Raw genomic sequence first — 16,939 nt, 5'->3', positions numbered from 1 at the left:
TCGCGGAGGGGTTACTTCTCGACGGCCTTCAGGGCGTTGACGATGCCGGCGCCGTAGAAGCCGTTCAGGTCCAGGGTGCCCTGGCACACCGCGTCCTGCGTGCCGTCACCGTTCTGGTCGTACGACGTCGGGCAGGCGTGCTTGTCCGCCTCGGCCTTCAGCAGCCGCTGCAGCCGGCCGGGGTTCGCGCCCGGGTGCGTGGACTTCAGCAGCGCGGCGACACCGGCGGCGTGCGGGGACGCCATCGAGGTGCCCTGGAGGAAGCCGTACGCGCCGTTCGGCATCGTGGACAGGATGCGGCCGTTCTTCGACGGCGTGTCCGGGATCTGGTAGCGGGCGTCGCCACCCGGGGCGGCGATGTCGACGACACCGTTGCCGTACGTGGAGTAGTACGACTTCTCGTTCTTCACGCCCGTCGCGCTGACCGTGACGACACCCGGCAGCTGGGTCGGGACGTCGAAGCACTCACTCGGGTCGATGGTGCGCGGGACCGGAGTGGTGTCGTTGGGGCTGGAGGCGTCCGCGATCGCGTCGGAGGCGAGGTCGTGGTTGGAGTTGCCCGCCGACGCCAGGTTCAGCGTGCCTTCCTTGGTGGCGTACTCCTGGGCCCGGTTGACCGCGTCGACGATCGCCCGCTGGTCCGGGTCGTCCATGCAGTTGTAGAGCCACGGGTCGACGTAGTAGCTGTTGTTCGTGATCTCCACGCCGTGGTCGGCGGCGAACACGAACGCGCAGACGACGCTCTCCGCGTAGAAGAGGCCGCTGACGCGGTCGGTCACGTTGATGCCGGAGACCTTCACGCCCGGCGCGACACCGGCGACGCCGACGCCGTTGCGGGCCGCGGCGATCTCACCGGCCACGTGCGTGCCGTGGTAGTCGTCCGCGGTGTAGGGACGCCAGGCGCCCTCACTGGTGTCCGCGACACCGCCGTTGCAGTTCGCCGACTGGGACTTGGAGAAGTTCGGCGCGAGGTCCGGGTGGGTGTCGTCGACGCCGGTGTCGATCACGGCGACGGTGACGTTCTTGCTCCCGGGGTTGATCGTCGCGGCCTTGTCGGCGCCGATCGCCCGCAGGTCCCACTGGTCGGCCTCGAGGGGCTCGGCGCCGGGCATGTCCGCCGAGGCGGCCTTCACCTTCGCGGCCTCCTCGGCCGTCAGGTAGTCGACGGCACCCACGTCCGTCGTACCGGCCGGCGTCAGCGGCGAGGTACGGGTGGCACCGGCCGACTGCACACCGCGCACGGCGCGGATCTTCGCACCGAAGGCCGGGTCGGTCGAGTGGACCACGATCACGCCGATCTCGTCGTACGTGATCACGATCTTGCCGCCGGCCTCGGCTATCGCCTCCTGGACGGCGGCTATCGTGCGCTTGTTCGTCTTCGTGTTCACGACGTACGAGAGGTTCGGGCCCTCCGCGGTCGCGGCGGTGGACTTCGCGACCGGTGCCGCCGTGGCGACACCCGGCAGGAAACCGAGCGAGGCGGTCAGCGACAGGACGACCGGCACCGCGAGAGCGAGCCGTCGTCTGGAGCGCAGATGAGCCATGGGATCTCCACATCAGCTTCAAAGAAACCGGCCCCGGGCACACGTGTGCCTGGGCAGGTACATGACGTTGGTGGTGCAGCCCGAAGCTATCCCTGGTCGTCGTCGGCCAGCAACGACTTCACGGGCGGGAGGCCGAAGTAGAGGGGTAACCCTCGAAGTCACCGCACGTCCCGGCCGCTTCCGAATCGGTTTTCGAAAGAAACACACACGGTTGAACCGGTCCCACCGCGCCGCCGTGACGTTGTGCAGGGAGCCCGAGCACGATCGTGCACCCGCCACCGAAGGAACAGAGCCCACCCCCATGTCCGTACCCCATCCGACCCCCGACCCGACGGCGAAGAAGCCACCGTCCGCCGTCGCGACGGCGGCGCAGACGCGAGGAGACTCCGTGGCAACCGACGCACCGCCCCCCTCGAAGACCGAGCATCACCTCCCCTCACCCGAGGAGTTCGCCGCGGTCCATGAGAGCGCCGAGTTCGCCGAACTGCGCCGCTCCTACCGCTCGTTCGCCTTCCCGCTGACCGTGGCGTTCATCGCCTGGTACCTGCTGTACGTCCTGCTCTCCAACTACGCGGGCGACTTCATGGGCACCAAGCTCTTCGGCAACATCAACATCGCCTTCGTCCTCGGCATCGCCCAGTTCGTCACCACGTTCCTCATCGCCTGGTGGTACTCGCGGCACGCCGCCGCGAAGCTCGACCCCAAGGCCGAGGCGATCAAGTCCCGGATGGAGGGCGGCGCATGAGCCCCGCACAGCAGACGTTCCTCGCGGCCAACGAGGCCAGCCAGCACCGGCCGCTCATCATCACCCTCTTCGGCCTGTTCGTCCTGGCGACGCTCGCCATCACCATCTGGGCCGGCCGCCAGACCAAGGACGCCGCCGACTTCTACGCGGGCGGACGCCAGTTCAGCGCCTTCCAGAACGGCCTCGCGGTCTCCGGCGACTACATGTCGGCGGCCTCGTTCCTCGGCATCGCCGGCGCCATCGCCCTCTTCGGCTACGACGGCTTCCTCTACTCCATCGGCTTCCTGGTGGCCTGGCTGGTCGCCCTGCTGCTGGTCGCCGAGCCGCTGCGCAACTCCGGCCGCTACACGATGGGCGACGTCCTCGCCTACCGCATGCGCCAGCGCCCCGTCCGCACCGCGGCCGGTACCTCCACGATCGTCGTGTCGATCTTCTACCTGCTGGCCCAGATGGCCGGCGCGGGCGTCCTCGTCTCGCTGCTCCTCGGCATCACCTCCGACGCGGGCAAGATCCTCATCGTCGCCCTCGTCGGCATCCTCATGATCGTCTACGTCTCCATCGGCGGCATGAAGGGCACCACCTGGGTCCAGATGGTCAAGGCCGTCCTCCTCATCGGCGGCACGATCCTCATCACGTTCCTGGTGCTGCTGAAGTTCAACTTCAACATCTCCGATCTGCTCGGCACCGCCGCCGAGAACAGCGGCAAGGGCGCCGCCTTCCTGGAGCCCGGCCTCCAGTACGGCGCGACCGGCACCTCCAAGCTGGACTTCATCTCCCTCGGCATCGCCCTGGTCCTCGGCACCGCGGGCCTCCCGCACATCCTGATCCGCTTCTACACGGTGCCCAACGCCAAGGCCGCCCGTAAGTCCGTGAACTGGGCCATCGGCATCATCGGCGGCTTCTACCTGATGACCATCGCCCTCGGCTTCGGCGCCGCCGCGCTGATCTCCCAGGACGAGATCATCGCCTCCAACCCGTCGGGCAACACGGCGGCCCCGCTGCTCGCCCTGCACCTGGGCGGCGTCGACTCGGCCTGGGGCGCGATCCTGCTGGCCACCATCTCCGCGGTGGCCTTCGCGACGATCCTCGCCGTGGTCGCCGGCCTCACCCTCGCCTCGTCGTCCTCCTTCGCGCACGACATCTACGCCAACGTCATCCGCAAGGGGAAGGCCTCCGGCGCCGAGGAGGTCCGCGCGGCCCGCTGGGCGACCGTCTTCATCGGCATCGTCTCCATCGGCCTCGGCGCCCTCGCCCGCGACCTGAACGTGGCCGGCCTGGTCGCCCTCGCCTTCGCGGTCGCGGCCTCCGCCAACCTGCCGACGATCCTCTACAGCCTCTTCTGGAAGAAGTTCACCACCCAGGGCGCGCTGTGGTCGATCTACGGCGGTCTCATCGTCGCCGTCGGCCTGGTGCTGTTCTCGCCCGTCGTCTCCGGCGACCCGAAGGCGATGTTCCCGGACGTCGACTTCCACTGGTTCCCGCTGAAGAACCCGGGCATCATCTCCATCCCGTTCGGCTTCCTCATGGGCTTCCTCGGCACCGTCCTGTCCAAGGAGAAGCCCGACACCGGCAAGTACGCCGAGCTGGAGGTCCGGTCCCTCACGGGCACCGGCGCACACTGACCCGGCCCACCCCGCCCGGGGCCGTCGTAGATCCCTACGGCGGCCCCGCGCCGTGTCCGGTCGTAGGGACCTACGGCGATTCCGCGCCGCATCTCGTGCGATCGGGCCGGTGATGTTGTCAGCGGTGTCACGTAGGCTCGCAAGTGTCGTCAAACCTGTGATCGCTACGAGGGAGGGGGCCCACGTGCTCATCGACACCTACGGCCGAGTGGCCACCGACCTGAGGGTCTCGCTGACCGACCGGTGCAATCTGCGCTGCACGTACTGCATGCCCGAGGAGGGCCTGCAGTGGCTGGCCAAGCCCGACCTGCTCGACGACGACGAGATCGTCCGCCTCATCGACATAGCCGTCCGCACCCTGGGCGTCACGGAGGTCCGCTTCACCGGCGGCGAGCCGCTGCTGCGCCCCGGCCTGGTCGGCATCGTGGAGCGTGTGGCGGCCCTCGCCCCCCGCCCCCAGATGTCCCTCACCACCAACGGCATCGGCCTCAGGCGCACGGCGACGGCCCTGAAGGCGGCCGGCCTGGACCGGGTGAACGTCTCCCTGGACACCCTGCGCCCGGACGTCTTCAAGACCCTCACCCGCCGGGACCGCCACAAGGACGTCCTGGAGGGCCTGGAGGCCGCCCGCGACGCCGGCCTGACCCCCGTCAAGGTCAACTCGGTCCTGATGCCGGGCCTGAACGACGACGAGGCCCCCGACCTCCTGGCCTGGGCCGTGGAACACGACTACGAGCTGCGCTTCATCGAGCAGATGCCCCTGGACGCCCAGCACGGCTGGAAGCGCGACGGCATGGTGACGGCCGGCGACATCCTCACCTCCCTGCGCACCCGCTTCGACCTCACCCCGGAGGGCTCCGAGATCCGCGGCTCGGCCCCGGCGGAACGCTGGCTGGTCGACGGTGGCCCCCACCGCGTCGGCGTCATCGCCTCCGTCACCCGCCCGTTCTGCTCGGCCTGCGACCGCACCCGCCTCACCGCCGACGGCCAGGTCCGCACCTGCCTGTTCGCCCGGGAGGAGACCGACCTCCGCGCCGCGCTGCGCTCCGGCGCGCCCGACGAGGAGATCGCCCGGATCTGGCGTCTGGCGATGTGGGGCAAGAAGGCGGGCGCGGGCCTGGACGACCCGTCGTTCGTGCAGCCGGACCGGCCGATGTCGGCGATCGGCGGCTGACGGGGAGGCCGCGCGCTCTACGGCGCCGGGGCCTCCCACTCGTCCAGCTTCACGACGTCCTTCAGGAACCCCCGCACCCCCAGGAACTGCGAGAGGTGCTCCCGGTGCTCGTCGCACGCGAGCCAGGTCTTGCGGCGCTCGGGCGTGTGCAGCTTCGGGTTGTTCCAGGCGAGCACCCAGACCGCGTCGGCCCGGCAGCCCTTGGCCGAACAGATGGGGGAGGACGGATCGGAACCGGGGACGTCGAGGATGTTCACAGGTCGACCCTAGCCGTACAAAAGGCGACGCCGAGCAGCCACGGGGGGAGCTGCCCGGCGTCGGTCTGTCGCTCCGACGGGGGATGCGGAGCGCGTACGAAGTATGTCACGGGTGTGCCTCTGCCCGGCACAGGAACTTCATGATTGATCTGAGCATTTCTTGAGCTTGGCGGGTGGCCGGATTCCGCTTCTTCCGGACCCCCGACGCTCAGAACCGCTCGCGCGACTCACCGCGAACGCCGCCCGCTGGATCGGCCGCGACGTCCTCCGGGACGGATTCCGCGAAGCGCCCCCCGGCCCCGGAACCGGCCGAGGACGCGGCGTCCGTCCCCTGCGGCGGCGTGATCATCGGACGCGTCGGTGCGTGGACGAAGGTGGACGGCAGCGAGGGCGCGTTCTCCCGTCCCGCGTTGGCGATCACCACGGCCACGTACGGCAGCACCCCGCCGAGCACCAGTGCGACGACCGCGACGTGCCGTTCGACGTTCCAGAGCACCGCGGCGGCGATCACCGCGAGAGTACGGACGGACATCGAGATGATGTAGCGACGCTGCCGGGCGCGGACGTCGTCGGTGAGGCCCTGCCGGGCGCCCGTGATCCGGAAGACCTCGACGTTTCCCTGCTTCCGCATCACGCTCCACCACCCGCCTGTATCGGACGCTCCCCGGCCCGTGCCCGCCCGCGCCGCCACACGGAACGCGGTCCCGGACACGCTCCACGGTACGCCGCGACTGCGACGCCTACGAGACCGGGGCACCCTGGGCGGAGAGTGGAGGAAATGCGCCGCGGCGCGTACGGCCGTGCCCGACATGCGGCGTATCGCGGGCGGGCCGACACTGGGCGTACTGCTCACGTCGAGCCGTACGAGGAGGCAGCCATGGGCTGGTTGTGGGCGATCATCGTGGGATTCATCCTGGGCCTGCTGGCCAAGGCCATCCTGCCGGGCAAGCAGCACAGCCCGCTCTGGCTGACGACGATCTTCGGCATGCTGGGCGCCGTCATCGGCAACGCGGTCGCACGCGGCTTCGGGGTCGAGGAGACCGCCGGGATCGACTGGAGCCGCCACATCTTCCAACTGGTCGCCGCGATCGTCATCGTGGCGTTCGGCGACATGGTCTACATGGCGACCCTGGGCAAGCGGAAGCAGCGGACCTGAGCCCAGGGACCCCCGGAAGGGGCGCGAGAACCCGCGAGCGACCACGTCCGCGCGGCACTCGCCAGGCACCCACGCCCCGACGGCGGCTAGGCCCCGGTCACCTCGACCGCGGCCAGGTTCTTCTTCCCGCGGCGCAACACCAGCCACCGCCCGTGAAGGAGATCCTCGGACGCCGGCACGGCGTCCTCGGCGGTGACCTTCACGTTGTTCACGTAGGCCCCGCCCTCCTTCACGGTCCGCCGCCCCGCGGACTTGCTCGGCACCAGACCGACCTCCGCGAGGAGATCCACGACCGGCGCCAGCTCGGGCACCTTCGCGTGCGGCAGCTCGGACAGCGCCGCGGCCAGCGTCTTCTCGCTCAGCTCCGCCAGCTCGCCCTGACCGAAGAGGGCACGGGACGCGGCGATCACGGCGGCCGTCTGCTCCGCCCCGTGCACCAGCGTCGTCAGCTCCTCGGCCAGCGCCCGCTGCGCGGCCCGCGCCTGCGGCCGCTCCTCCGTCTGACGCTCCAACTCCTCCAGCTCCGCACGGGACTTGAAGGACAGGATGCGCATGTACCCGCTGATGTCCCGGTCGTCCACGTTCAGCCAGAACTGGTAGAACGCGTACGGCGTCGTCATCTCAGGGTCGAGCCAGACGGCGCCGCCCTCGGTCTTGCCGAACTTGGTGCCGTCCGCCTTGGTCATCAGCGGAGTGGCCAGCGCGTGCGCCTGTACGCCGGGCTCCAGCCGGTGGATCAGGTCCAGACCGGCCGTGAGGTTGCCCCACTGGTCGCTGCCGCCCTGCTGGAGGGTGCAGCCGTACCTGCGGTAGAGCTGCAGGAAGTCCATGCCCTGGAGGATCTGGTAGCTGAACTCGGTGTAGCTGATGCCCTGGTCGGACTGCAGCCGACGGGCCACGGAGTCCTTCGCCAGCATCTTGTTGACGCGGAAGTGCTTGCCGATGTCCCGCAGGAACTCGATGGCGGACAGGCCCTCGGTCCAGTCGAGGTTGTTGACCATGACGGCCGCGTTCTCACCCTCGAAGGAGAGGAACGGCTCGATCTGGGCACGCAGCCTGCCGACCCAGCCCGCGACCGTCTCCGGGTCGTTCAGCGTGCGCTCCGCCGTCGGGCGGGGGTCGCCGATCAGGCCCGTCGCCCCGCCGACCAGCGCCAGCGGCCGGTGCCCGGCCTGCTGGAGCCGGCGCACGGTGAGCACCTGCACCAGGTGTCCGACGTGCAGGGACGGCGCGGTCGGGTCGAAACCGCAATAGAACGTGACGGGACCGTCCGCGAGCGCCTTGCGCAAAGCGTCCTCGTCGGTGGACAGGGAGAACAGCCCCCGCCACTTCAGCTCGTCGACGATGTCCGTCACGGTTCTCGTGTCTCCTTGATTGAGCTGGTCATCGGGTACGAGGTTATACGCCCTGGCTGACAGAACTCATATTGAAATCCGGCACCCGCAGCGCGGGCATCGCGGCCCTGGTGAAGTAGTCGCTCCACTCGCGCGGCAGCGTCTTCTCCGTGCGCCCGGCCTCGGTGGCCCGGCCGAGCAGGTCCACCGGCGACTCGTTGAACCGGAAGTTGTTGACCTCACCCGTGACCTCGCCGTTCTCCACGAGGTAGACGCCGTCCCGGGTCAGCCCGGTCAGCAGCAGCGTCGCCGGGTCGACCTCACGGATGTACCACAGACAGGTCAGCAGCAGCCCGCGCCGGGTGCTTGCGACCATCTCCTCCAGGGAGCGGTCCTCGCCGCCGTCCAGGATCAGATTGCCGATCGTGGGCACCACCGGCAGCCCGGTCAGGCCCGCGCTGTGCCGGGTGGTCGGCAGGTTCGCGATCTCGCCCCCGCTGATCCACGCGGTCTCCCGCAGCGGCAGGCCGTTGTCGAACACCGAGCTGTCGCCGCCGGAGGAGTGGGCCAGCACGAAGGGCGCGGACTCCAGGCCCGGCTCGTTCGGGTCGCTGCGCAGGGTCAGCGGCAGCTCGGTCAGCCGTTCGCCGATCCGCGTGCCGCCACCGGGCTTGCTGAACACCGTCCGGCCCTCGGCCGCGTCCCGCGCCGACGCCGACCACATCTGGTAGATCAGCAGGTCGGAGACGGCAGTCGGCGGCAGCAGCGTCTCGTACCGGCCGGCCGGCAGCGGCACCCGCCGCTCGGCCCAGCCCAGCCGTACGGCCAGCTCGGCGTCCAGGGCCGCCGGGTCGACGTCCTTGAAGTCCCGGGTGGAGCGCCCCGCCCAGGCCGAGCGCTTGCGGTCCGGGGACTTGGCGTTCAGCTCCAGCGTCCCGTTCGGCTGGTCGTGGCGCAGGCGCAGCCCCGTGGACGTACCGAGGTAGCTCGACACCAGCTCGTGGTTGGCGAAGCCGTACAGCTCCCGGCCGCCCGCACGCGCCCGGGCGAACGACTCCCCGAGTGCCGGCGCGAAGTCGGCGAACACGGCGGAAGAGGTCTCGGCCGGCGCGTCCGTGAAGTCGGGGGAGTGCGCCACGCCCGTGACCAGCGGCTGGGCGTCCTCGGCGGGCCCGGCGCCCCGCGCGGCGGCCTCGGCCGCCCGCACCAGCGGCTCCAGCTCCTCGGCGGTGACGGCGGACCGCGACACCACCCCCGAGGCGGTGCCCTCCTTGCCGTCGACGGTGGCGACCACGGTCACCGACCGGCCCCGGGTGACCCCGTTCGTGGTCAGCGCGTTGCCCGCCCACCGCAGGTTCGCCGTCGAGTACTCGTCGGCGATCACCACACAGCCGTCGGCCCGGGACAGCGCGAGGGCCCGCTCGACGATCTCGTGCGGCTTGTTGGTACGGGCGCTCATCGACCGGCCTCCTGCGTGGTGTTGAGAATGTTGACTCCCTTGAAGAGGGCCGACGGGCAGCCGTGCGAGACCGCGGCGACCTGGCCCGGCTGGGCCTTCCCACAGTTGAAGGCACCGCCCAGGACGTAGGTCTGCGGCCCGCCGACGGCCGCCATGGAACCCCAGAAGTCGGTCGTCGTCGCCTGGTACGCGACGTCCCGCAGCTGACCGGTGATCCGGCCGTTCTCGATCCTGAAGAACCGCTGCCCGGTGAACTGGAAGTTGTACCGCTGCATGTCGATGGACCACGACCGGTCCCCGACGACGTAGATTCCCCGGTCGACCCCGCCGATCAGATCCTCGGTGGACATCCCGGCCGGGTCCGGCCGCAGGGACACATTGGCCATGCGCTGCACCGGCACATGTCCGGGGGAGTCGGCGTACGCGCAGCCGTTGGAGCGCCCGAGACCGGTCAACTTCGCGATTCGCCGGTCGAGTTGGTACCCCACGAGGGTGCCGTCCTTCACCAGGTCCCAGCTCTGGCCCGCCACGCCCTCGTCGTCGTACCCGATGGTCGCCAGGCCGTGCTCGGCGGTGCGGTCACCGGTGACGTTCATCAGCTCGGAGCCGTAGCGCAGCTTGCCGAGCCTGTCGAAGGTGGCGAAGGACGTGCCGGCGTACGCGGCCTCGTAGCCGAGCGCGCGGTCCAGCTCGGTGGCGTGACCGATGGACTCGTGGATGGTCAGCCACAGGTTGGAGGGGTCGACCACCAGGTCGTAGACGCCCGACTCGACGCTCGGCGCCCGCATCTTCTCGGCGAGCAGTTCCGGGATCCGGGCCAGCTCGTCGTCCCAGTCCCAGCCGGTGCCCGTCAGGTACTCCCAGCCGCGCCCGACGGGCGGCGCCAGCGTCCGCATCGAGTCGAACTCACCGCTGGACTCGTCGACCGACACGGCCGTCAGCGACGGGTGCAGCCGTACGCGCTGCTGGGTGCTCACCGTCCCGGCGGTGTCGGCGTAGAACTTGTTCTCGTGCACGGTGAGCAGCGAGGCGTCCACATGGTTGATCCCGTCGGCCGCCAGCAGTCGCGTGCTCCACTCGGTGAGCAGCGCGGTCTTCTCCTCGTCCGGGACGGTGAAGGGGTCGATCCCGTACGACGAGATCCAGGTCTTCTCCGCGTGCACGGGCTCGTCCGCCAGCTCGACCCGCTCGTCCGACCCGGCGGCCTTGATGACCTGCGCGGACAGCTTGGCCATCGCCACGGCCTGCGAGGCGACCTTGGCGGCGGCGTCCATCGTCAGATCCACCCCGGAGGCGAACCCCCAGGTCCCGCCGTGCACCACCCGCACCGCGTACCCGAGGTCCGTGGTGTCCGACGACCCGGCCGGCTTCGCGTCCCGCAGCCGCCAGGACGCGCTGCGCACCCGCTCGAACCGGAAGTCCGCGTGATCGGCGCCGAGGGCACGTGCGCGGGCGAGCGCGGCGTCGGCGAGGGCGCGCAGGGGCAGTGCGAGAAACGTCGCGTCAATCTCATGGGGCACGATGGCCCTCCTCCTCTTCGACCCCCTTGGGCAGGCACGCCGTCGCCGAAGCGGGCGCACCGAAGTGCAATGATGCGCCACGTCGACGGATGACCGCGTCTGTTTCCCGATCGGCCGGTGATCCCGCGCCCCCTGGCGCGCGTCAGTCATATCTGATGCGCGGTTGCCTCACGGACTGTCAGGTCCTCATGGCAATATCTGGGCATGGAGGGGTGGGGACTTGAGTTCCGCACATGGTCGTTGTCCCTGGACGACGTCCGCATGCGGCGACTGCTGACGCGACACGCGTGCCTGCGCCAGCGAAGGTGTGTGCACGGAAAGACGGCGGGGGCGGTGCAGCCCGTCACCCGCCAGGAGGCCCAGTCGGCGAGGGTGTGGCTGACCAGGGCGCGGGAATCCCAGATGACCGGTACCGCACGGTGTGCGCTGGTCACAGCGGCCAGGGCACTGCGGACGGAGTACGGCTTCCCCGAAGAGGTGGTGGCCGAGCCGTCCGAGGACCAACTGGTCACGATGCTGACCGTGCTTGACCCGGAGTTCGCGCACTGCGTCGTGCTCGGCCTGTCGAACCCGGTGCTCAAGAACCTGCCTGCCGCCGCTCTCGTCACGCGCCGTCCGCAGGTGTACTTCAGGGCGGCGGACAGCGAGCCGCCGCCCGATGCCCGGGACATCGGTCCCGCACTGCGCGTTCCCGCCCCGCCCGCCGAGTCCGACCAGAAAGCGGAAGCCGCCACGATGACGTCGCCAGAGCAGCAGGACTCCCGGATCCCTGACGACGGGCAGTTGCGGGGGCTTCGGGACTCCGCCGCCCAACTGCACTCCCACGGTGCCGAGTTGGCGCGAGCGTTGCGCGAGACGGCCCAGCTGATGAGCGAGGGACGCGACCTGTCGGCGCAGGCGTGGACTGCCGACGCGGTGGCCGACTGGCGGCGGCAGCGCACGCTGCTGGCAGGGAGTGTGGCCGAGGTGGGTGGGACCTGGGGCTCGGACTCCGGACATGAGGAGCTGGAGGCCGAGTTCGACCGTCTGCAGGCCGAGGCATCGCAGGCGCGCGAGCGTCGGCTGGACGAGCTGCGTCAGCGAGAGGCCCAGCTGCAGACGATGGTCGCCGTGTCGGACGCCGCTGTCGCCGCGCATCTGGAGCAGGCCCTGCAGCAACTCGTCGCGCAGATCGCCGACTTGGAGAGCGGTCGGGGCGAGGAGAAAGCTCCGGTCGCCGAGCCGGCTGATGGGGAGGCCGAACTCCGCCCGGTGACGGAACCGGGCCCGTCGGCGGACGCAGTCCTCATGACAGCTCCCTCCCAGATCGCCGCGGTGGACGGGCACGGCGTTCCGGCCGCCGAATCCGGTGCGGCGCCCAGCGATGAAGCCGCCGCTGAGGAGCCCGATGCCCTGGGTCCGGACGAGGTGACCGTCGCCGGGGAGACCGACGCGGGCGGGATCGACGCCGGGGAGACCGACGCGGGCGTGACCGTCGCCGAGGAGACCGACACCGGACTGACCGACGCGAGCCTGACTGTCGCCGTGGAGCCCACGGCCACGCCGGAGGCCGTACCGCAGGTGCCCGCCGCGGCGGGCACCGCCGTCCCGTCCTCGCCGGACACCACCGCGGAGGACACCTCCCCACAGCCGCCTGCGGCCCCTGAGGACGGCCCGTCGACGGCCGCGGACGCCGCCCCGCCCGGCCCGCAGACCGCGGATGTGCCGTGGCCCGCCGGCATGGACCACGCGGACTGGGACCCTGCGGCTCCCTGGGAGACCAGCCAGGACTCGCCGGTGGCGCGGTTGATCGGTGCAGGGCAGCTGCCGCACGCGTACTGGATGACGGCCGCGTCCCAGGAGCCGGAACCGCGCGCCCAGGCGCTGGCCTTCGCCGCCGCGGCCTTCGGCTGTGTCGGCAGCGACGAGGCCACCCAGGTGCAGATCGACCACGACATCACGCCGGAGCGCGTCGCCGAGGACAGGGAGGCGGCGATCGTGGCCACGGTCGCCGCGCTGAGGGCCGGCCTCACCGCGGGCTGGCCGCATGTCCTGGTCAGCGACTTCGCAACGCCTTCCGGGCTGTCCGAGCCCTGGCAGCAACTGCTCACCGTGCTGGTCACGGCGGTGCGGGACTGCAGGACCTTCGTCCCCGGCGCCATCGGTGACCTGGCGGACCCGGGGGACACCGTCACCCTGGGCGATCTCGGCGAGGAGGCGCGCGTTCTGCTGGAGGACCTGCCCCGCCGGAAGATCAAGTACCAGCGGGCGTCCCGGGTGCTGCAGTACCTGACTGGTCCGTCGGGCGCGCCCCACAAGGCGCTCAAGGCGGTGGTCGAGTGGGCCCGGGGCGGCGACGCGGCCCCGCTGGCGGTACTGAGCGAGAACATGCGGCGACCGGAGTACGTGGACCGGCTCATCGAGGAGGCCGACAGCCGCTTCCGCACGCCGAAGCAGTCGAAGGAGGCCATCCATTCCGGGGCGCTGCGTCAGCTCCACGCCGCAGTGCGGTCCGTGAGCGAACTGCTGACCAAGGCCGACGCGGTGGCCTCAGCGATCCGCAGCCGCGGCGCCGCGCACGGGAGCGACCTGCCCCAGCTGGCCACCGCCATCAACCAGCTGGAGTCGTACGGTCCGCCGCCCGGCGTGGGCGGAGCCGCGCTGGGCCTGCTGCGGGACTGGCTCGTCGGCCAGTACGTCGCGGACACCTGGGCGCCGGCGGAACGCACCCCCTCCCACCACGCCCCGTCCGCGGACTGCCTGCTGCTCGCCCCGGACCTCCCCAGGGACATCGAGGGACGACCCGACCTCGCCGACCCGCGCACCCCGCGGGCGATGGCCGCGCTCCTCGCGCCCGCGTCACCCGACGCCGCCCTGAGCACCTACGTGGGAACCGGAGACCTGCACCTCGCCAAAGGGCTGATCGCGTGGGTCGAGCGCAACCCGTCCCTCCTGGCGTCCTTGCCGGAGGACTGGGCCGATGAGGCGACCCGTCGCTGCCGTGAGGCGGAGAAGGGCTGGCGCGACCGCACCGCCGAGTACCACCGCCGGGCCGCCGGACACCTCGCCCAGATCCGCACGCTCAACCTGATGGCACCGGACGTCGAACGCGACCTGACCGGCCGGCTCCAGGAGTTCGCCGACGGGGACGAGGCCGGACGCTACCGGTACGCACGCGAGCAGCTGGCCCGGCTGGTGCGGGAACTCGCGGGTCTGGTCAAGGACTCGACCGGGCGACTGCGCCAGGACCTGGAGCGCCTGCGCCTCGATCCGGAACGTGTTCTGACGGAGAACGACCACGACCGCATCCGGGCGCTCATCGACGAGGGGGACACGGTCACCGCCCAGGAGTTCCTGGCCCTGGCGAACGGCGGGCACAGCCTCCCCGACCGTCCCGAGCACGATGCGACCGAACTCGTCGAGTTCGTGTCGGGGCTCACCGGCCCCGGCATGCCCCGGCCCGGCGGCGAGGGCGTCCACGCCTCGTGGTGGGTCCACAACTACGATTCCGGCGAGCGGCTCACAGCCGCGGCGGAGCAGGCACTCGAGTCCTGGCAGGCGCTGTGCACCAAGAAGGGCCGCAGCAGTGAATGGCAGCAGCACATCCCGCGCGTCCTGCGCCTGCTGGGTCTGGAACCCGCCGGGCAGCTCCACTCCGACCGCCCTGGCCAGGGCGTCCGCCGGCTCAAGGTCCGCGCGACCGTCGCGGAGGACGCCGGTTACGTCGCGGCCCTCGGATCCCGTGCCACGTCGTACACGATCCTGCTCGTGTGGGAGGAACAACGTGCGGGCGGTCCGCTGACCCACCTGGAGGACGCCGACGTCGACGCGAACATCGTGCTGTACCTCCATCCGCTGGGCCTGGCCGGCCGGCAGGCGCTCGTCGAGGCGGCCTCCGGACGTGCTCAGCAGGCACTGGTCATCGACCCGGCCGTCTTCGGCTGGATGGTGGCCCGGGCCCCCCGCTCGTTCCGATCCCTGCAGCGGATCACCCTGCCGTGGACGTCGTTCAACCCGTACACCCCCTTCGTCGCCGGACTGGTGCCGCCGGAGGTCTTCTACGGGCGTGACGACGAGCTCCGGGAGGTCATGGACCCCAACGGGGGGCTCTTTCTCTACGGCGGGCGGCAGTTGGGCAAGTCCGCACTGCTCCAGCGGGTGGCCGAGCTGTTCCCCAGCCGGTCGGAGGCCAATGTCGCCGTCTACCTCGACCTGCTCAAGGCCGAGATCGGCCAGGCCGAGCCGCCGGAGCAGATCTGGTCGCTGCTCGCCGAGGGGCTCAAGCGGCGTGGGGTCTTCGACGCGAAGATGTCCGAGCGTGGCGGCCCCGACGTGGTGGCCAAGCGGATCCGTGACTGGCTGGACGCGGACGAGTCCCGACGACTGCTGATCCTCGCGGACGAGGCGGACGCCTTCCTCACCGCCGACTCGCGCCGTGTCTTCCGCAGCGGCGGCGAGTCGACGTTCCAGAACGTCAAGCGGTTCCAGCAGCTCATGGAACAGACCAACCGGCGCCTGAAAGTGGTGTTCGCCGGCCTCCACCAGGTGCAGCGCTTCGGCGACCTGTCGAACGTGTCCACCGCCCACGGCGGCCCCGACGTCCTGGTGGGGCCGCTCAAGCCGCACGCCGCGGTCAGGCTGGTGACCGAGCCGATGGCCGCCCTGGGCTTCGTCTTCGACCGGCCCGAGCTGGTGTGGCGGATCCTCGCCATCACCAACTACCAGGCCAATCTGGTGCAGATCTTCTGCAGCGAGCTCATTCGGACCCTCCAGGGGCGCGCGCACCCGGAGCCCGAGCGGCCCATGCGGATCACGGAGGAGGACGTCCAGGGCGTCGCCGCTTCCGAGACGGTCCGGCGGCGTCTGGCGGAGCGGCTGCGCTTCACCATCAACCTGGAGGACCGCTACCGGGTCCTCACCCTGGTGATCGCCCTGCGCAGCCTCGCCGACAAGTACCGGGGCGACTACACCGCCGAGCAACTGCTCGACCTGGCCCGGGAGGCATGGCCGCAGGGCTTTGACGGCCTGGGTGTGAAGCGGGTCGAGATCTACCTCACCGAAATGGTGGGCCTGGGGTTGCTCGTCCAACTCGGCGACCGGTCCCGGTTCGCGGTGCGCAGCCCCAACGTGGTGAACATGCTGGGCACCCGCGAGGAACTGGAACTGGAGCTCAAGGAGACGGAGTTCAGCCTTCCCTACGACTACGACCCGCGCGCCGCGCGCCGACTCCTGGGACGGGACCCCAAGGACCGTATCCAGCGATACAGCCCTCTGACCGAGGGACAACTGCACGAGGCGGCCCAGCCCGGCGTGACCCTCATCGGAGTGACCGAGTCCTATCGGCCGCCTTTGATGATCAGGGCGGCCGAGGCGTTCGCCGAGGCGCGCGGAGTGGAGGTACGCAAGGTCAAGGCACCCGATGACCTGCGCGTGGCGCTCCGGGACGCCGCACGGCTGCGACGCAACTACGTCCTGGTGGCCGACCTCTCCGGCTTGGGCAAACAGGAACTGGCCACCGCGGTGCACCTGTGCGCCGAACACGCCGGACCCGCGGCCGACGTCCGGGTGCGCTCCGCTGTCCGCAAGCCCACGGGCAACCGCTCGGTGTTCCTGCTGGGTGACGCGCTCGCGACGGGCGCACTGGCGGACGAGGCCCGCGAGGGGACGCGACTGCCGGTGCGGTTCCTGCACCCCGAACGATGGACCGTGGACAGCCTGCGCGCCTGGCCCGAATGTCCGTTCGTGTCGAGGACCGAGCGAAGGAGTCTGATCCGGGTGACCGGCGGATGGGCTCCCTGGGTCGAGCTGGCCATCACCGAGGTCTCGGTCAACGGCGCGACCCTGCACAGCTCACTGGACGCCGTGCGCCACGCCATCGGCAAGCCGGGGAACCTCGCCGCGCACTGGAAACAGACCGGACTCGACACTCGCGACGAGCAACTCCTCGGCATGTGGACGTCGTACGTCGACGAGGGGCAAGGTGTGCCGCTGGACGACGTGGCGGCGGCGATCGAGCGGCCCCTGGAGGAGGCCGGGCTCTGGCTGGGCCGTCTCGATCTGCTCGGGGTGCTGGACTCCCTGCCCGGGGGACACGCTGTGGACGCCGTCACCTTCCGCGCGGCGCGCGCTCGTACGGCCGGAGGGTGACG

Annotated in this window: 11 protein-coding genes; 5 read left to right on the top strand and 6 right to left on the bottom strand. The window is 70.7% G+C overall.

Going from position 1 to position 16,939, the window contains the following annotated elements; translation table 11 throughout:
* Positions 1 to 11: 11 nt before the first annotated feature.
* Positions 12 to 1,544, bottom strand: a complete 1,533-nt coding sequence (locus H4687_RS10860) for a S8 family serine peptidase (RefSeq protein ID WP_046914391.1) — start codon at positions 1,542 to 1,544, stop codon at positions 12 to 14.
* 388 nt (positions 1,545 to 1,932) lie between these two features.
* On the opposite strand from H4687_RS10860, the gene H4687_RS10855 reads away from it, so the two are divergent.
* From H4687_RS10855 to moaA, 3 genes are all read left to right on the top strand, one after another.
* Positions 1,933 to 2,289 (top strand): DUF485 domain-containing protein, encoded by a 357-nt coding sequence (locus tag H4687_RS10855; protein ID WP_028796642.1) that lies wholly within the window; start codon positions 1,933 to 1,935, stop codon positions 2,287 to 2,289.
* A complete protein-coding gene (locus H4687_RS10850) occupies positions 2,286 to 3,911 on the top strand; it encodes a solute symporter family protein (RefSeq protein ID WP_046914392.1) in 1,626 nt (541 codons plus the stop codon). Before H4687_RS10855 ends, H4687_RS10850 begins: the two co-directional genes overlap by 4 nt.
* Before the next feature lie 184 nt (positions 3,912 to 4,095).
* Complete coding sequence (gene moaA / locus H4687_RS10845) at positions 4,096 to 5,085, top strand: GTP 3',8-cyclase MoaA (protein ID WP_046914393.1); 990 nt, start codon at positions 4,096 to 4,098, stop codon at positions 5,083 to 5,085.
* 17 nt (positions 5,086 to 5,102) lie between these two features.
* On the opposite strand, the gene H4687_RS10840 is transcribed toward moaA, so the two are convergent.
* Both H4687_RS10840 and H4687_RS10835 read right to left on the bottom strand, forming a co-directional pair.
* Entirely contained in the window at positions 5,103 to 5,342 is a 240-nt protein-coding gene (locus H4687_RS10840) for a hypothetical protein (protein WP_005477648.1), read from the bottom strand.
* A 208-nt stretch (positions 5,343 to 5,550) separates the two neighbouring features.
* The gene (locus H4687_RS10835) at positions 5,551 to 5,973 is read right to left on the bottom strand and encodes a DUF3099 domain-containing protein (protein ID WP_046914394.1); all 423 of its coding nucleotides are present in this window, start codon (positions 5,971 to 5,973) and stop codon (positions 5,551 to 5,553) included.
* Between the two features lie 246 nt (positions 5,974 to 6,219).
* Here H4687_RS10835 and H4687_RS10830 point away from each other — a divergent pair, with 246 nt between their 5' ends.
* A complete protein-coding gene (locus tag H4687_RS10830) occupies positions 6,220 to 6,498 on the top strand; it encodes a GlsB/YeaQ/YmgE family stress response membrane protein (protein WP_046914395.1) in 279 nt (92 codons plus the stop codon).
* Positions 6,499 to 6,584: 86 nt separating this feature from the next.
* Here H4687_RS10830 and tyrS read toward each other — a convergent pair whose 3' ends face one another.
* Genes tyrS through H4687_RS10815 form a run of 3 tightly spaced genes read right to left on the bottom strand, consistent with a single transcriptional unit; the run spans position 6,585 to position 10,811 of the window.
* A complete protein-coding gene (tyrS, locus tag H4687_RS10825; protein WP_046914396.1) occupies positions 6,585 to 7,853 on the bottom strand; it encodes a tyrosine--tRNA ligase in 1,269 nt (422 codons plus the stop codon).
* 43 nt (positions 7,854 to 7,896) lie between these two features.
* Positions 7,897 to 9,291 (bottom strand): metallopeptidase TldD-related protein, encoded by a 1,395-nt coding sequence (locus H4687_RS10820; RefSeq protein ID WP_046914397.1) that lies wholly within the window; start codon positions 9,289 to 9,291, stop codon positions 7,897 to 7,899.
* Positions 9,288 to 10,811 carry a TldD/PmbA family protein gene (locus H4687_RS10815; protein ID WP_046914398.1) on the bottom strand — a complete coding sequence of 508 codons (1,524 nt, stop codon included), beginning with the start codon at positions 10,809 to 10,811 and terminating at the stop codon, positions 9,288 to 9,290. The genes H4687_RS10820 and H4687_RS10815 overlap by 4 nt, the downstream gene beginning before the upstream one ends.
* A gap of 402 nt (positions 10,812 to 11,213) precedes the next feature.
* Here H4687_RS10815 and H4687_RS10810 point away from each other — a divergent pair, with 402 nt between their 5' ends.
* On the top strand, positions 11,214 to 16,937 hold the full coding sequence (locus tag H4687_RS10810; RefSeq protein ID WP_159026118.1) for a hypothetical protein: 5,724 nt from the start codon (positions 11,214 to 11,216) through the stop codon (positions 16,935 to 16,937).
* Positions 16,938 to 16,939 lie beyond the last annotated feature (2 nt).

The sequence above is a fragment of the Streptomyces stelliscabiei genome (genome assembly GCF_014873495.1).
GTDB lineage: Bacteria > Actinomycetota > Actinomycetes > Streptomycetales > Streptomycetaceae > Streptomyces > Streptomyces bottropensis.
Note: the sequence above shows the minus strand (reverse complement) of the source record. Positions and strands in the feature narration are given on the sequence as shown.